Origin of the sequence: Sporosarcina cyprini (assembly GCF_022048975.1) — a bacterium.
Taxonomy (GTDB): Bacteria; Bacillota; Bacilli; order Bacillales_A; family Planococcaceae; genus Sporosarcina; species Sporosarcina cyprini.
Genome location: NZ_JAKMHX010000012.1, coordinates 60,053 through 74,566, shown reverse-complemented (window position 1 = coordinate 74,566; position 14,514 = coordinate 60,053). Strand labels below are relative to the sequence as shown.

Annotated in this window: 17 protein-coding genes and 1 rRNA gene; 16 read left to right on the top strand and 2 right to left on the bottom strand. The window is 45.7% G+C overall.

Annotated features, from left to right (window positions below; genetic code table 11):
- A 5S ribosomal RNA gene (rrf, locus tag L7D49_RS02140) occupies positions 1–102 on the top strand; the annotation flags it as partial.
- Between the two features lie 111 nt (positions 103–213).
- On the opposite strand, the gene L7D49_RS02135 is transcribed toward rrf, so the two are convergent.
- Complete coding sequence (locus L7D49_RS02135) at positions 214–612, bottom strand: hypothetical protein (RefSeq protein WP_238079178.1); 399 nt, start codon at positions 610–612, stop codon at positions 214–216.
- Between the two features lie 602 nt (positions 613–1,214).
- Here L7D49_RS02135 and L7D49_RS02130 point away from each other — a divergent pair.
- The 15 genes from L7D49_RS02130 (at position 1,215) to rsmI (ending at position 13,785) form a co-directional block, all read left to right on the top strand.
- Positions 1,215–2,432, top strand: coding sequence for a sensor histidine kinase (locus tag L7D49_RS02130; RefSeq protein ID WP_238079177.1), 1,218 nt, complete (start codon positions 1,215–1,217; stop codon positions 2,430–2,432).
- On the top strand, positions 2,429–3,094 hold the full coding sequence (locus L7D49_RS02125) for a response regulator (RefSeq protein ID WP_238079176.1): 666 nt from the start codon (positions 2,429–2,431) through the stop codon (positions 3,092–3,094). Before L7D49_RS02130 ends, L7D49_RS02125 begins: the two co-directional genes overlap by 4 nt.
- Before the next feature lie 136 nt (positions 3,095–3,230).
- Positions 3,231–4,163, top strand: a complete 933-nt coding sequence (locus tag L7D49_RS02120) for an ABC transporter ATP-binding protein (protein WP_238079175.1) — start codon at positions 3,231–3,233, stop codon at positions 4,161–4,163.
- Positions 4,164–4,174: 11 nt separating this feature from the next.
- The gene (locus L7D49_RS02115; protein ID WP_238079174.1) at positions 4,175–5,383 is read left to right on the top strand and encodes an ABC transporter permease; all 1,209 of its coding nucleotides are present in this window, start codon (positions 4,175–4,177) and stop codon (positions 5,381–5,383) included.
- A gap of 1 nt (position 5,384) precedes the next feature.
- Positions 5,385–6,530: an ABC transporter permease gene (locus L7D49_RS02110; RefSeq protein ID WP_238079173.1), complete on the top strand. Its 1,146-nt coding sequence runs from the start codon at positions 5,385–5,387 to the stop codon at positions 6,528–6,530.
- 127 nt (positions 6,531–6,657) lie between these two features.
- Positions 6,658–8,088: an aminotransferase class I/II-fold pyridoxal phosphate-dependent enzyme gene (locus tag L7D49_RS02105; protein ID WP_238079172.1), complete on the top strand. Its 1,431-nt coding sequence runs from the start codon at positions 6,658–6,660 to the stop codon at positions 8,086–8,088.
- A 12-nt stretch (positions 8,089–8,100) separates the two neighbouring features.
- On the top strand, positions 8,101–8,739 hold the full coding sequence (gene tmk, locus L7D49_RS02100; protein WP_238079171.1) for a dTMP kinase: 639 nt from the start codon (positions 8,101–8,103) through the stop codon (positions 8,737–8,739).
- A 48-nt stretch (positions 8,740–8,787) separates the two neighbouring features.
- Positions 8,788–9,117: a cyclic-di-AMP receptor gene (locus L7D49_RS02095; RefSeq protein WP_060206001.1), complete on the top strand. Its 330-nt coding sequence runs from the start codon at positions 8,788–8,790 to the stop codon at positions 9,115–9,117.
- A gap of 59 nt (positions 9,118–9,176) precedes the next feature.
- Positions 9,177–9,617: a YaaR family protein gene (locus L7D49_RS02090; RefSeq protein ID WP_238079170.1), complete on the top strand. Its 441-nt coding sequence runs from the start codon at positions 9,177–9,179 to the stop codon at positions 9,615–9,617.
- Between the two features lie 52 nt (positions 9,618–9,669).
- Positions 9,670–10,665 carry a DNA polymerase III subunit delta' gene (gene holB, locus L7D49_RS02085; protein ID WP_238079169.1) on the top strand — a complete coding sequence of 332 codons (996 nt, stop codon included), beginning with the start codon at positions 9,670–9,672 and terminating at the stop codon, positions 10,663–10,665.
- Entirely contained in the window at positions 10,658–11,485 is an 828-nt protein-coding gene (locus tag L7D49_RS02080) for a PSP1 domain-containing protein (RefSeq protein WP_238079168.1), read from the top strand. The genes holB and L7D49_RS02080 overlap by 8 nt, the downstream gene beginning before the upstream one ends.
- 13 nt (positions 11,486–11,498) lie before the next feature.
- Positions 11,499–11,858, top strand: a complete 360-nt coding sequence (yabA, locus tag L7D49_RS02075) for a DNA replication initiation control protein YabA (protein WP_207959658.1) — start codon at positions 11,499–11,501, stop codon at positions 11,856–11,858.
- A gap of 55 nt (positions 11,859–11,913) precedes the next feature.
- Positions 11,914–12,663, top strand: a complete 750-nt coding sequence (locus tag L7D49_RS02070; RefSeq protein WP_238079167.1) for a tRNA1(Val) (adenine(37)-N6)-methyltransferase — start codon at positions 11,914–11,916, stop codon at positions 12,661–12,663.
- Entirely contained in the window at positions 12,647–12,913 is a 267-nt protein-coding gene (locus L7D49_RS02065; protein ID WP_238079166.1) for a GIY-YIG nuclease family protein, read from the top strand. The genes L7D49_RS02070 and L7D49_RS02065 overlap by 17 nt, the downstream gene beginning before the upstream one ends.
- Positions 12,910–13,785 (top strand): 16S rRNA (cytidine(1402)-2'-O)-methyltransferase, encoded by an 876-nt coding sequence (gene rsmI / locus L7D49_RS02060; protein ID WP_238079165.1) that lies wholly within the window; start codon positions 12,910–12,912, stop codon positions 13,783–13,785. Before L7D49_RS02065 ends, rsmI begins: the two co-directional genes overlap by 4 nt.
- A gap of 70 nt (positions 13,786–13,855) precedes the next feature.
- On the opposite strand, the gene L7D49_RS02055 is transcribed toward rsmI, so the two are convergent.
- Complete coding sequence (locus L7D49_RS02055) at positions 13,856–14,131, bottom strand: AbrB/MazE/SpoVT family DNA-binding domain-containing protein (RefSeq protein WP_238079164.1); 276 nt, start codon at positions 14,129–14,131, stop codon at positions 13,856–13,858.
- Between the last annotated feature and the right edge of the window lie 383 nt (positions 14,132–14,514).

The following is a 14,514-nucleotide window of genomic DNA, read 5'->3' as shown; positions in this document are numbered from 1 at the left end:
CGAAGAGGTCACACCCGTTCCCATACCGAACACGGAAGTTAAGTTCTTCAGCGCCGATGGTAGTAGGGGGCTTCCCCCTGTGAGAGTAGGACATCGCCGGGCAAAGGCCATCCCCTGTGGGGGATGGTTTTTTTGTGTTTTAATATAATAGCTTTGTTAATTAATATTGTTGATAAAAATTTTTTTAAAAAAGGATCATAAAAATCCTTTTTCTTATTGTTTCTTCAGATCGTTATATATTTCCATTGCTTGTTCATAAATATTATTATTTGGCTCGATTTGATAATTTTTAGAACTATCTCTTAGGTGAAAAACTCCCTTATCATCTATCACTAAAAAGCCTGAAATTTGGTCATTGTATATAAATTTTATCGTTATCGCCTTTTCATAATTAATTTGTTGGTTTGTTTGTCCCCTATATTCTATTTGGTTGTAAGCCTTCACAAGTGTTTGAACGGTTTCTTCATCTACTTTGTTATATCCCTCGTATACACTCTGTCCAAAACCAATATCAAAGTAATCCGCTTTAATTTGATTTACAGAGTTATTATTACATCCACTCACAACTAAAAATGCAAATAGTAAAATAAACATAAGTAATAATTTTTTCACAATTTCATTCCCTTCAAACTACACTGATGAACAACAACTGACCTAATATTGATACGTTTTCAATGTGTTATCAGTTTCATTAATTGGTAATAAACAACTCCCTACTATTACTTTACTTATAGAGTTGTTAAGGCTACGATCTTCACAATATTTAAGAATTGAAACCAATGAAACCAACTCAAATAATGGTCTAGTCCTCATGACTAAAAGGTACACATTAACTCGTCTATCACCGCCTGACTACAATTCAGGTGGATTTGCCACGTATATTTATCAAATAATGATAGACAGGGGGATGCCATAATTGTATGTCGCTAGCTTACCTCCAAAACCATCGTAACTTAGACGATTGTTACCCCACTGCACCAAAAGTACTCATCGATAACTCACCTATCACCGCTTGGCTACAATTCAGCCCGCAAAGTGCGTGTACATTCATAGTCAGATGTGGCACACTCGCCTCCGCCTATCAAAATCCTCCACCTTATTCCTTCAATGTCCAACCACCACACTACCGCTAAATAAAAGATTATGTTGCGAGCAATCTCTTTTTCATTCATCATAAGGAAGAAGTAGAAATAGTTTAATAAAAGGAAGATGTCATGAAAAGTTTATCGATGATGTTGCTTACTTCCATTCGGCTTGTTACTTTAATGATCTTATGCATCTACTATATCCCAGCCGACAAAGCGTCATGGACGGGATGGGCGTTTTATGTGCCCATTGCGATGCTGGTATTTATCGTTACTCATTTCATCCATATGACGACTACGCGTTCCATTGTTCGGATGATCTGCTCGTCTGTCGACTTTCTATTGGCCTTTGGATTCGGTATGATTTTTGCGGACAGCGGTTATTTGTATCTGATCTTTTTTGGCATCATTGCGACTACGGTTTTCATTGCCTTTGATGGGAAGCAAGTGGTGAAGGTGTTTCCGATCGCTTTCTTCATTGCGTGGGGGATTGTGAGTTATCGACAATATTTATTGGGCGAATTTTTTATTACTAGTAATTTAATCAATCTGACGTTTGTCATTTACTGTGCTTTGGTAGGGAGTTTGATTCGTCATATCCAGTTGGCGAAGGAAACGATTGCGGTGCAGTATGATCAACTGAACGAAACGCATACGGCGCTGCAGGATGCTCATGGACAGTTGGAGCGTTATGCGAATCAGGTGGAAGAGTTGACTGTCATCCGGGAGAGGAATGAGATTGCCCGGGAAATTCATGATACGGTCGGGCATAAAATGACAGCACTGATTGTTCAGCTGCAGTTGGCGAATGAAATGTCGGTCCGTGATCCGGATAAGACCAAAGCGATTATTGGGACCTGTGAACAGTTGGCACGGGATTCGCTTCATGAGGTGCGGTTGTCGGTTCGTACTTTGAAAGAAGAGGATCATTTGCAGGTGTCCTTCCTGCATGTCATGAAGGAACTGCTGAAGGAATTTGCAGACTCTGCCCATATACAAACTGAATTGGATGTGCAGGGCGATTTGTCGTCAATTCCTCTTTTCTTGCAGCCTACCTTGAAGCGGATTGTCCAAGAGGCATTGACGAATGCCAAGCGTCACGGGAATGCAGATGTTTGCCAGGTTTCAATTCGGGTGGATTCGAAGGAATTGCGGCTTGAGATTCAAGACGACGGCAAGGGGGCCGGCCAAGTGGTCCCGAGCTTTGGTTTATTGAATATGAAAGAACGGGTGGCCGAGCATGGAGGCATGTTGCAAATGGAGAGTGATGAGGAAAAAGGGTTTACAATTCATGTTTCCTTTCCGCTGCAACGGGTGAGATGGTCATCGACAGGAGTGATTGCATGATAAACGTATTAATTGTAGATGATCAGCCTTTGATCCGGGAAGGGTTGAGTTCCTTGCTGAGCCTGCAGGAGGAGATTCATATTGTCGGTACAGCAGTGGAAGGCTCCGACGCTTTAGCCCAAGCATCCCGGTTGGAGCCGGATATTGTCTTGATGGATATTCGGATGCCAGGCGTCAATGGAGTGGAAGGTACGAGGCTGATCCGTGAAAAGCTGCCACATATTAAGGTTTTGATTCTCACTACGTTCAATGATAGTGAATTGATTTTCGATGCCTTGGAAGAAGGGGCCAGCGGCTATTTATTGAAAGACATGCCAACGGAGACGATTGCCAAAGCGATTAGCACGGTCTTCCATGGAGGCGTCGTGCTGCCAAAAGATTTCACGGCCCATCTCCTGGCAGAAGGCCGGCTTAAGCAAGCAGAGAAGGCATTCGGAGGTGCGTCGGAACCTCCTGAGGGCCTTTCTGAGCTAACGATCCGTGAGCGGGAAGTGTTGCAGTGTTTGGGGCAGGGGCTGAACAATAAAGAGGTGGCGGAAGGGTTGTTCATTACCGAAGGAACAGTGAAGAATCATGTTTCGAACATCATCCATAAACTTGGCCTCCGAGATCGTACGCAGGCGGCCATTTTTGCGGTCCGATATGGTGTCACCACATTTTAAATATGACGTAACGCATAAGCGACTATGAAAAACGGCATACACATGCCGTTTTTTTCATGGCCGAAAATCTATCGCGCGCCAGATGGTGAAATCTTCCCTTTCACTTATGATAGGAAGTGAAGAAGGGGGCATCTGCATGTTAACGATGACGAATGTAAAGAAGCGCTTTGGTGAGAAGGAAGTAGTAAAGGGGATTACTTTACATGTTGGAAAGGGTGAAGCATTTGGCTTGCTTGGACCGAATGGTGCAGGGAAGTCGACTACCATTTCTATGATTTGCGGACTTGTTCCTTATGATGAAGGTGATATTCAAGTGGATGGTTTATCTGTAGGCCGATCCCCTTATGAAATTAAAAAGAAAATCGGGGTTGTTCCGCAGGATATCGCCCTTTATCCAACTTTGTCGGCATTCGATAACTTAGTGTTTTGGGGGAAAATGTATGGCTTGAAGGGAAGGGAGGCAAAGGCCCGTGCCTTTGAAGTATTGGAGACGGTAGGGCTTTCGGAACGAGGAAAAGACCGGATTGAGACATTTTCCGGGGGAATGAAACGCCGCATCAATATCGGAGCTGCCTTGCTCCATCGTCCCGAGCTTCTCATTATGGATGAACCGACAGTCGGCATTGATCCGCAATCACGCCATCACATTTTAGAAACAGTGAAGCGTTTGAACGAACAGGGAATGACGATTATCTATACGAGTCATTACATGGAAGAGGTTGAATTCCTCTGCAAACGGATCGCCATTATGGACCATGGGCAAGTGATTGCAACCGGGTCGACACAGGAGCTTTGTAAACGATTGGCGGGGGGGAATCAGCTGCTGCTGGATGTTGAGGAAGCGCGGCCTGCCTTTGTGGAGAAATTAAAACAGCTGGATGGCATTGAAAAGGTCATACATCCGGAACCGTCTGAGATTCATCTGTACGTCAAGCAAGGACAGGATATGATGGCATCCATTGTTTCGATGGCTGCAAAAGAGGCTGTGAAACTTCGTCAAATCAAACTGAAAGAGGCGGACCTGGAAACACTGTTTTTACAGATGACGGGCCGTTCATTGCGAGATTAAGGAGCGTTTTTATGAAGAAAATGGTGTTGATTGCCCAAAAGGATATTGCCATCCAGCTGAAGGATCGAAAAGCATTTTTGCTCCTGTTGCTCATGCCCTTTTTGTTAACTGCCATATTAGGATTTGCTTTAAAAGGCGTAATGGACGGAGATTCGCTTCCTGCCACGGTCATCGGGGTCTATACGGAAGACGATCCTCTGGCTAAGGAATTCGTCGAGAATTATTTACAACAGGATTTGACGATGTTGACGGTAAAGGTTGCAGCAAATGAAGGGCAATTGAAGGATTGGGTCACTCAGCGAGAAGTGGATGCAGGCATCGTTCTGCCAAATGAATGGGGTGAGCAGAAGAAACCGGCAACGATTTTAGCTGTGTCCGGAAAGGAATCCAGTGCTCTTTTCACCCAGCAGCTGATGGATTCCTTTGCCCAAACTGTTTGGACGATGTCTAATACGACGGAAATGATCATGACCAATCTTGCTGTAGCTGCTTCCTATCAGGACCCGGCCGTCCAGCCGGGGAAGATTCAGGCGGAGTTGCTCAATGGAATGAAGGAAGTAGTGGAACGTAAAGGGCAGTATGTCGTGGTGTCGTCAATCGGGGAACAAGAGTTGTCCTCGATGCAATACTATGCTGCTGCGATGGCGGCGATGTTCCTTCTTTTCAATGCAGTTCGGGGAGGGAAGTCCCTTCATCAAGAACAACATTCGGCCACATTAGATCGGCTGCGGATGACACCGACGCGGGTGGATTTCATTTTAGGCGGCAAGTTTTTAGGGACGTGGTGTTTGGCCTTCGGTCAGTTCATTGTCTTCATGGCGGCTACACACTATCTTTTAGGAGTAGATTGGGGCGAGAGTGCAGTTCAGACACTATTTATCGGTTTTGTCTATAGCTTTGCCGTGTCTGGTTTAGCCATTCTGATTGCGGCTTTCTCCGCAAATGAAAAGACGGCAGACATGGCAGGCGGGATCATGGTGCAAGTGCTCGCGCTTTTGGGTGGTTCTATGCTGCCGTTATCCGCATTTCCAGAAGTCATGCGAAAAGTGGCGCTCGTCCTGCCGAATTCATGGGCACTGAATAGCTTTACATCCATCATGAACGGAGCGACGTGGGCGTCACTAGGGGCGGCGGCTCTTGTGTTGCTTGCCATCGGTGCCGCATCCATCTTCGTAGGCTCGGCTCGCATGCGGGTCAGTGCGTTATCGGGAGGAAAATGAAGTGAGAAAAATAATAGCGATTTGTTCGTTGGAAATGAAACGCACCTTCAAAAGGCGCTCATCCTATTTCATCATGTTTGCCATGCCATTGATTTTCACCTTGCTGTTCGGTGGCTTATTTGGAGAGAACGCCGGCTCTGCCATGCCCGTCGCAATTGTTGACGAGGATGGATCTATTTATTCGCAGCAGTTGATCCGCCAGCTGAAGGCCCATCCTTTTGTCGAGTATGAAGAGGTCGATGCAGCAACTGCGAAAGAGTTACTTTCCGAGAAGTCGGTGGAAGGCGTCGTTACCATTAAAAAAGATTTCCTTGGCCATGTCGCGAAGGAAGAACCGGCTGTCATGCTGCAGCATCCTCCTGGCACGGCGGCGGCACCCATGTTGGAGCAATTGTACAATCAGGCGCTCCGGACTCTCGACCTCCAGGTGACAGCAGCCCAGATCGGCGCCTCCTATGAAAACAAGGAGTGGGATTTGGTTTTTGAACAGCTGATCGAGACGGAGAGTGGAACAGACGGGATCAGCGAAATCCATATGAACGACACGCAAGTGGAAAGCTGGAATAAGATGTCGTATAGCTCCGCAGGCTTTTCCATCATGTTTGTTATGATTGTTATGCTTTTCACTACAGGGACATTGATCGAAGCTCGTAGCATGGGTATTTGGTCAAGATTGTTAACGACACCGGCGACACGGATTCAATTGACATTGGGCTATGTCCTGTCATTTTTCATCATCGGATTTGTGCAGTTTTCCTTGCTTATTTTGTTAACGTCACTGCTATTTGGAGTTCAATGGGGAGACCCGCTCGGATTGGCAGTACTTGTTATAACGTTACTGCTTTGTGTAGTTGGATTAGGCATGGCCATTGCCACGCTCGTGAAAACGTCCGAGCAGCAAAGTGCCGTCGGAATGCTTCTTATCATTTCGACGAGCATGCTGGGCGGCGTCTATTGGCCGCTGGATATCGTTCCGGAATTCATGCGGAAAATCGCTAATTTCGTGCCCCAGTCATGGGCGATTGAAGGATTCAAATCATTGGTGGATGGGGCGGCTCTTGGAGACATCATGACGCCGATACTGGTTTTGCTTGGCTTTTCCATCGTCTTCTTATCTATCGGAATATCGAGAGTGCGGTACCAATAAAGCAAAAAGCGGCGAGAGAATCCATCATGGTTTCCACTCGCCGTTTTTATTTCAACCGATGCACTGTCCCTCTTTTTACACTTCCTCCTTCTTGCTTTATAATGAATACAAAGGAAGTGTAAACGTATTGAAGTGCGACATGGATCGTCCTGTTATTCAGGCATTGGATGAATTTATAAAACAGCAACCGATTTCCTTTCATGTGCCCGGCCATAAGAATGGGTTATTGTCTACATTGCCGAAGGAGATCCGCACTGCCCTGTCCTATGATGTGACTGAACTCAGTGGGCTGGATGATTTGCATGAGCCGGCTGGCATGATTCAAGATGCAGAACGACGGCTCGCCGATTTGTATCAATCGGATCGAAGCTTTTTCCTTGTAAATGGCTCTACGGTCGGCAATTTGGCGATGATGTTTGCAGTGTGCTCGCCAGGAGACACGGTGATTGTGCAGCGGAATGCCCATAAATCGATCTTTCACGCTATTGAACTGACGGGGGCCCGTCCCGTGTTCGTTTCCCCTGAGTGGGATGAAAAGACGCAAACGATCGGGACGGTTCGTGCCTTGCAAATAAAAAAAGCGATCGAGGCGGCACCTGACGCGAAAGCCGTTGTCCTGACCTATCCTACGTATTACGGGATCACAGGGAACGAGATGGCAGCCATCATTGAACAATGCCATGAGCGGCGCATCCCGGTGCTGGTGGACGAAGCGCATGGCGCCCATTTTGTCCCAGGCGGTGCTTTTCCACCGTCCGCATTGTCACTTGGAGCAGACGTTGTTGTTCATTCCGCCCATAAAACATTGCCAGCGATGACTATGGCTTCTTTTATGCATGTCCGTTCTTCATTAATTGATGCGCAGAGGATAGCCCATTATTTGAAAATGCTTCAGTCGAGCAGTCCGTCCTATTTGCTCATGGCTTCCCTCGATGATGCGAGAAGCTATGCGGCTTCCTACACCTCTCAAGACCAGGAAGCATTCTTGCAGGAGCGGTCGGCTTTTATTCACAGCTTACGAGAGCTGTCTTCTGTCGACATCGTAGAAGTGGATGACCCATTGAAGCTGCTTTTACGGGTGGAAGGCTATACCGGCTTTGCCTTGCTCGAAAAGCTGGAGGCGGAGGGCATATTTGCAGAGCTGGCGGATCCTTTCCAAGTCTTATTCATCCTGCCGTTATTGAAAAAGGACAATTATTTTCCGTTTGAGGAAAGCCTGGTGAGAATAAGGAAGGCGATAACACGATTGAAATCGGAAGCCGCGTCCAATGCGGCAAAGCCTTCCGCATTTACGGTTGGCGAGGAAATCAGCACGCTGGCTATACCTCCAACCGAGTTAAGTAAGCTGGAAGCGGAGTGGGTTCCCATCGACTCGGCGATAGAACGTGTAGCGGCGGGCTCGATTATCCCTTATCCTCCAGGTGTCCCGTTAGTGTTGGGTGGAGAGCGAATCAATGAAAAGCATGCCGAATGGCTGACGCAATATATAATGATGAACGCGAAGTTCCAAGGTGCAATTCGCACGGAACAAAGGAAAATTTTAGTCGCGATTGAATGATGGAGGCTTACTATGTTAAAAAAAGGGGTATTTATTACCTTTGAGGGACCTGAAGGAGCAGGGAAGACAACCGTTCTGGAGGAAGTGGCGAATAAACTGAGACTGGATGGCCATGATGTATTGACGACCCGGGAGCCTGGGGGTATCCGCATTGCGGAAAAGATACGGGCGATTATTCTGGATAACACCCATCAGGAGATGGATGGAAGAACCGAGGCGTTATTGTACGCGGCCGCCAGAAGACAGCATTTGGTCGAGAAGATTATTCCTGCCCTAACGGAAGGGAAAGTCGTGCTTTGCGACCGGTTTGTCGACAGTTCCCTTGCGTACCAAGGCTATGCCCGGGGGCTTGGCATGGAAGATGTCCTGTCCATTAACCGTTTTGCCATCGGGGATACGATGCCTGATTTGACGATCTTTTTTAATATCAGCCCGGAAGAAGGCTTGGAACGGATCAGCCGAAATGACGAGAGGGAACAAAATCGGCTGGATCAGGAGAGCCTTCAATTCCATTCGCTCGTCTATGAGGGCTATCAGAAATTGCTGAAGCAGTATCCGGATCGGATCACGACCGTCGATGCTTCCTGCGAATTAAAAACAGTAACTGAAAATGTTTGGAAAATTGTAAGTTCTCAACTCATTTCTGAATGAGTTTCGTGATATAATGAATAGAACGATACAAAAAAAGGAGTGATAGGCGTGAAATTGATAGTAGCGGTAGTCCAAGACCAAGATAGCAACCGGTTGTCTGCAGCTTTGACGAAAAACGACTTCCGGGCAACAAAATTAGCGAGTACAGGTGGTTTCCTGCGATCAGGGAATACAACATTCCTCATCGGTACGGATGACAGTCTTGTACCCAAGGCGCTTGAGTTGATCCGTGAAAATTGTCGTTCGCGCGATCAAATGGTCGCTCCGGTATCTCCGATGGGCGGCAACGCAGATTCCTATATTCCGTATCCTGTGGAAGTGGAAGTAGGAGGCGCTACCGTTTTTGTTCTGCCAATTGAGCAATTCCATCATTTTTAATTTAGATAACAGTTGTTTTTGTACCTCTTTGCTTGGTGGTATAAATGAGGTGAACTTTTTTGAAAGTTAATAGTGATTACCGTGCCGGGCTCGATAAACTGAGAAACGATCCTTCGCGATCGACTCAGACGGGCAACCGGTTTGGACAAATGGTTCTAACGCAGCAAGAGCGTCTTCACGGTGAACAATTGACCAGGCTCCTCGGGGACATTTCTGCTGCAGGGGACCGACTGGCTCGTTCCCGAAATTTACGTGAAATGGCGAAGTTCAAAATGCTTGTCAAACGGTTTCTGAAAGAGGCAGTTGAGTCCGGTCTAGACGTAAAGCAATCGCATACGTGGAACCAGTACGGCGAAGGCCGCCGGTTGAAGATTGTCCAGACAATCGATGAAAAACTGATTGAATTGGCGGAAGCTTTGCTGAGCGAAGAACAGAATTCTGTAGAATTACTTGGGAAAATAGGAGAAATCAAAGGACTTCTCATTAACCTATATATGTAATCCCGTGTTCACGAAAAACACGGGGTTTTTTGCAACGAAAGAGGTGGGGCCTATGAAACAATCAATTGTAGAACGTCAACAGCCGGTGATTGAAAGACTGAAGACTTCTTTTGTAAATAAACGAATTGGCCACGCTTATTTATTTGATGGAGAACGGGGAACGGGAAAAGAAGAAGCTGCTCTTTTCTTTTCGAAACTTCTGCTTTGCGGCAATCCAGTAGATGGCGTTCCATGTGGAACATGCAGCGCTTGCCGAAGAGTCGATTCCGGTAACCATCCGAACATTACGATGATACGACCCGATGGACAAGACATTAAAAAGGATCAAATGTCCGCTTTGATCATGAAAATGACGAAGAAGGGTTTTGAACCGGGCAGAAAGATTTATATCATCGTCCAGGCAGACCGGATGAATGTGTCAGCTGCCAATACGCTGCTAAAGTATTTGGAGGAGCCGGAGGGCGAGGTAACGGCTATCCTTCTCACAGAAGCTTACCAGACCATTTTGCAAACAATACGATCTCGTTGCCAACGGATCTCTTTCCTCCCGCCGTCCAAAGAAGAATTGATCGCAGAAGTGGTCAAGCATGATGTTCATCCTTCCATGGCAGCAACCGTGGCGACGGTAACGGCAAATATGGAGGAAGCCATCTCGCTTGCGGGAGATGAGCAGTTTGCACAGATTCGAAAAACAGTGTTAAAATTAATTGAAGCATCTGACCGCAACGTTAATGAGGCGCTTCTTTTCATACAGACCGATTGGACAGTTTCAATCAAGGAGAAAGAGGATGCGGAACGCGGATTGGACTTGCTTCTATACGCCTACCGTGATATTGTTTCGTTGAAAGCGGGGCTGACGTCGACGTTGACGTTTCCCGATCAGCAGCAATTTTTCAGCAGTCTCTCCATGAAGCTGACGTACAGTCAATTATCGGCCATGATGGAAGCGGTCTTACAGGCGAAGAAGAAGTTGTATAGCAATATGAACCGTACACTTCTAATGGAACAGCTGGTGCTCAATTTGCAGGAGGGGTTAATGCTTGTATAAAATAGTAGGTGTCCGCTTCAAAAAAGCGGGTAAAATATATTATTTCGATCCTCTGGATTATCATCTCGAAATTGGTGATTATGTCATTGTAGAAACGACAAGAGGCATCGAATATGGCAAAGTTGCAAGCCGGGTCAGGGATGTCGAGGAGAATGATGTTGTTTTACCATTGAAAAAGATCATCAGGGTTGCGCAGCCTGATGACATAGAGCAAGTGGAAGAAAACCGTCAAGAGGCGGAGCGGGCGTTCGGTACATGTATGGAAAAGATACGGGAACACCAGCTCGATATGAAACTTGTTGACGTGGAATACACATTTGATCGAAATAAAATCGTCTTTTATTTCACCGCGGAAGGACGGGTCGATTTTCGAAATCTCGTTAAAGATTTGGCCGCTATTTTCCGCACACGCATCGAGCTTCGGCAAATCGGAGTGCGTGATGAGGCGAAAATGCTTGGCGGGATTGGTCCTTGTGGCAGGATGTTATGCTGCTCTACCTTCTTAGGGGATTTTGAGCCGGTTTCAATTAAAATGGCGAAAGACCAAAACTTATCGCTGAATCCTTCCAAAATTTCAGGTCTATGCGGCCGTCTGATGTGCTGCTTGAAATATGAAAACGATGAATACGAAGAAGCAAAAGCATTAATGCCGGATATCGGTGAACGGATCAAAACTCCTGAAGGTGCGGGAAAAGTGGTCGGTTTGAATCTTCTTGAACGGGTTGTGCAAGTGAATTTGTCCGAACAGGAGCAAGTGCTTGAGTATTCTTGGGAAGAGCTGGAAGGCAGACAAGATACGGTACCCCAATTGATGAAATAATGAGGTGGAACAGTTGAAAGAAGGGAACTTTCTCGACAGAGTAATGGAATTCGAACAGCAACTCGAGTCCATGCATGAGCAATTCCGGGAATTGATAGGATTTGTAGCAAAGATGACGGAAGAGAACCACTCACTTCAACTAGAAAACCATCATTTGCGTGCACGACTTGAGGAACTGAATGAACCAAAGCAGTCGTCCGATCCAAAACGGAATCCGGAAAAAGTGAAAAAGGTTGATATTGGTGAAGGGGTCGATAATCTGGCCCGCATCTACAATGAAGGATATCATGTATGCAATGTTCATTACGGCAGCAGCCGTAAAGGAGAGGATTGTCTGTTCTGCCTCTCCTTCTTAAGCAAACAAAATGCGTAAGAGGAGCCGATCCTATCGTAGGTATCGGCTCTTTCTTTATGAAGAGGTGTGAACCATGGATCAGATTTTACAAGGTGATGAAAGGCTGGATTATTTATTGGCGGAAAATTTGAGGATCATCCAGAGCCCTTCTGTCTTTTCTTTTTCCCTCGATGCCGTATTGCTAGCGAAATTCGCTTATGTGCCGATACGGTCGGGGAAAATTGTGGACTTATGTACGGGAAATGGCGCCATCCCTCTTTTTTTAAGTGCCCGTACGAAAGCCCAGATCATCGGAATCGAATTACAAGAACGATTGGCCGATATGGCGAAGCGCAGCGTGGCGTATAATCAACTGGAAAATCAGATTGAGATTCTACAGAACAATGTCATTGATGTTGCGGATGTCATCGGATATGAAAAATACGACACGATCACTTGCAATCCTCCCTATTTTCCCGCGATTGACGCGAGCGAAAAAAATATCCGGGAACACGTCGCAATTGCCAGACATGAAATTCATCTGACATTAGAGCAAGCGGTACGTTCAGCGAGCGAGCTTGCAAAACAAGGAGGAAAAGTGGCTTTTGTCCACCGTCCTGGCCGATTATTGGACATTGTGACCGCGATGCGGGCGAATCGGCTGGAGCCGAAACGAATTCGCTTCGTCTATCCGAAGGAAGGAAAAGAAGCGAACACCTTGCTTATCGAAGGAATTAAAGATGGAAAACCGGATCTGAAAGTCTTGCCGCCCCTCTATGTATACGGTGCCGACGGGGAATATACCGAGGAAGTGAGGCAGATGCTATATGGAGAAGGAAAATGACCATATTTTCTACGTATTGGAATGCAAGGACGGATCCTATTACGCGGGGTATACGAATGACTTAGACCGCAGAATTCAGGCACATAATGAAGGAAAAGGCGCAAAATATACCCGTGCCAAGCGCCCGGTGCAGTGCATTTACTCCGAAACCTTCGACAATAAAAGAGAAGCGATGCAGGCGGAATACCGGTTCAAGCAATTGTCCCGGCTGGAAAAGGAAAGATATATGAAGGAAGGAGCGGCAACATGAAATCTCAAAAAAGTGCTGAAGCAGGGAGGGCCAAGCTCTACCTAGTTGGGACCCCGATCGGCAATCTAGATGATATGACGTTTCGTGCCATCCGGATTTTACAGGAAGCGGATATGATTGCGGCAGAGGATACGAGAAACACCATTAAATTATGCAATCACTTTGATATTAAGACGCCGTTAATGAGTTATCATGAGCATAACCTGATGGTGGGCGGCGAAAAAATCTTGTCGCTGCTCGAAGAAGGGAAGTCAGTGGCACTCGTCAGTGATGCCGGCATGCCTTGTATTTCCGACCCAGGAGCGGATATTGCTAAAAAAGCGATTGAAGAAGGCTTCGATGTAGTGCCTGTACCTGGAGCAAATGCGGCACTTGCTGCGCTGGTTGCGTCGGGTCTTGAGACACAGCCATTCTATTTCTTTGGTTTCCTATCCCGTCAAAAAAAGGAACGGATCAATCAGCTGAAGGATTTACAGTTCAGGCGGGAATCGCTTCTTTTATATGAAGCGCCTCATCGGTTAAAAGACACACTGCGGGCAATGAAAGAAGTGCTCGGTGAAACACGCCATATCACATTGGCCAGGGAATTAACAAAGCGGTATGAGGAATTTCTTCGTGGGACGTTGGAGGAAGCAATCCAATGGGCAGAGTCAACTGAACTAAGAGGAGAATTCTGTCTAGTGATCGAAGGGTTTCAAGGTGAATTGACTGAGGAAAGTACTGCATGGTGGGAAGGGCTGTCTGTTCCTGAACATGTGGAGGCTTTGGTGGAGAAAGAAGAAATTTCGTCAAAAGAGGCAATTAAAAAGGTAGCAGCAGACAGAGATATGAACCGGAAGGACGTCTACCGGGAATATCATGTCGAAAATTGAATAGGTGTTAATACAAAATCCAGAACAACCAGTGTCCTGGATTTTCTATTATATTATCCACCTAATACTATTAATTCATCTTGTCTTCGATTTCTTTGATAAGCTGTTTTGCGCCTTCTTGGCTTAAAATTAATTTGCCATCGATCAGACGAAGGTTGTCATCAGACACTTCACCTGTAATGGAGCATGTCATATTTGGCATGTATTTCTTCAAAATGATCTTATCGTCGTCGACATAAATTTCTAGAGCATCTTTTTGAGCAATACCGAGAGTGCGGCGTAGTTCGATCGGGATCACGACACGCCCTAGTTCATCAACTTTTCTTACGATACCTGTAGATTTCATGACAAGAATTCCTCCTAAGCAAATAAATTTTTCGTCAAATTTCGACATAATTCTCTTGTCTACATATCATCATACCAAGTCTTCCAATTAACGTCAATAAAACTCGCTTAAAAATGTAGACAAAATAATAGTTTTATGGAAGTACTGGGCAACAGGGTAAAAAGTCTAGTTTTTGCTTGCTGTTTGCATTAAAAAATAATCACCGATTCATAACAAAATAATTAAATAATATTATTTCCGACTAAATAATTTTAAAAAAATGATAGTGTTTGACAACTAACCATATAAATAGGAATCAAGAAATAGGATAGAAGAAGCCCACCCGTTTTTAACATATAGTAATCCTGGGTGGGCAAATAACGAGATGAAGTTGATAGGGACAT

Bases quoted from the DNA above. Each gene is read 5' to 3' on its own strand.
- L7D49_RS02125 (WP_238079176.1), top strand. From the start codon at position 2,429: ATGATAAACGTATTAATTGTAGATGATCAGCCTTTGATCCGGGAAGGG.
- L7D49_RS02065 (WP_238079166.1), top strand. From the start codon at position 12,647: ATGGAGAAGGAAAATGACCATATTTTCTACGTATTGGAATGCAAGGAC.
- L7D49_RS02070 (WP_238079167.1), top strand. From the start codon at position 11,914: ATGGATCAGATTTTACAAGGTGATGAAAGGCTGGATTATTTATTGGCG.
- L7D49_RS02115 (WP_238079174.1), top strand. From the start codon at position 4,175: ATGAAGAAAATGGTGTTGATTGCCCAAAAGGATATTGCCATCCAGCTG.
- tmk (WP_238079171.1), top strand. From the start codon at position 8,101: ATGTTAAAAAAAGGGGTATTTATTACCTTTGAGGGACCTGAAGGAGCA.
- L7D49_RS02120 (WP_238079175.1), top strand. From the start codon at position 3,231: ATGTTAACGATGACGAATGTAAAGAAGCGCTTTGGTGAGAAGGAAGTA.
- rsmI (WP_238079165.1), top strand. From the start codon at position 12,910: ATGAAATCTCAAAAAAGTGCTGAAGCAGGGAGGGCCAAGCTCTACCTA.
- L7D49_RS02130 (WP_238079177.1), top strand. From the start codon at position 1,215: ATGAAAAGTTTATCGATGATGTTGCTTACTTCCATTCGGCTTGTTACT.
- L7D49_RS02055 (WP_238079164.1), bottom strand. From the start codon at position 14,131: ATGAAATCTACAGGTATCGTAAGAAAAGTTGATGAACTAGGGCGTGTC.
- holB (WP_238079169.1), top strand. From the start codon at position 9,670: ATGAAACAATCAATTGTAGAACGTCAACAGCCGGTGATTGAAAGACTG.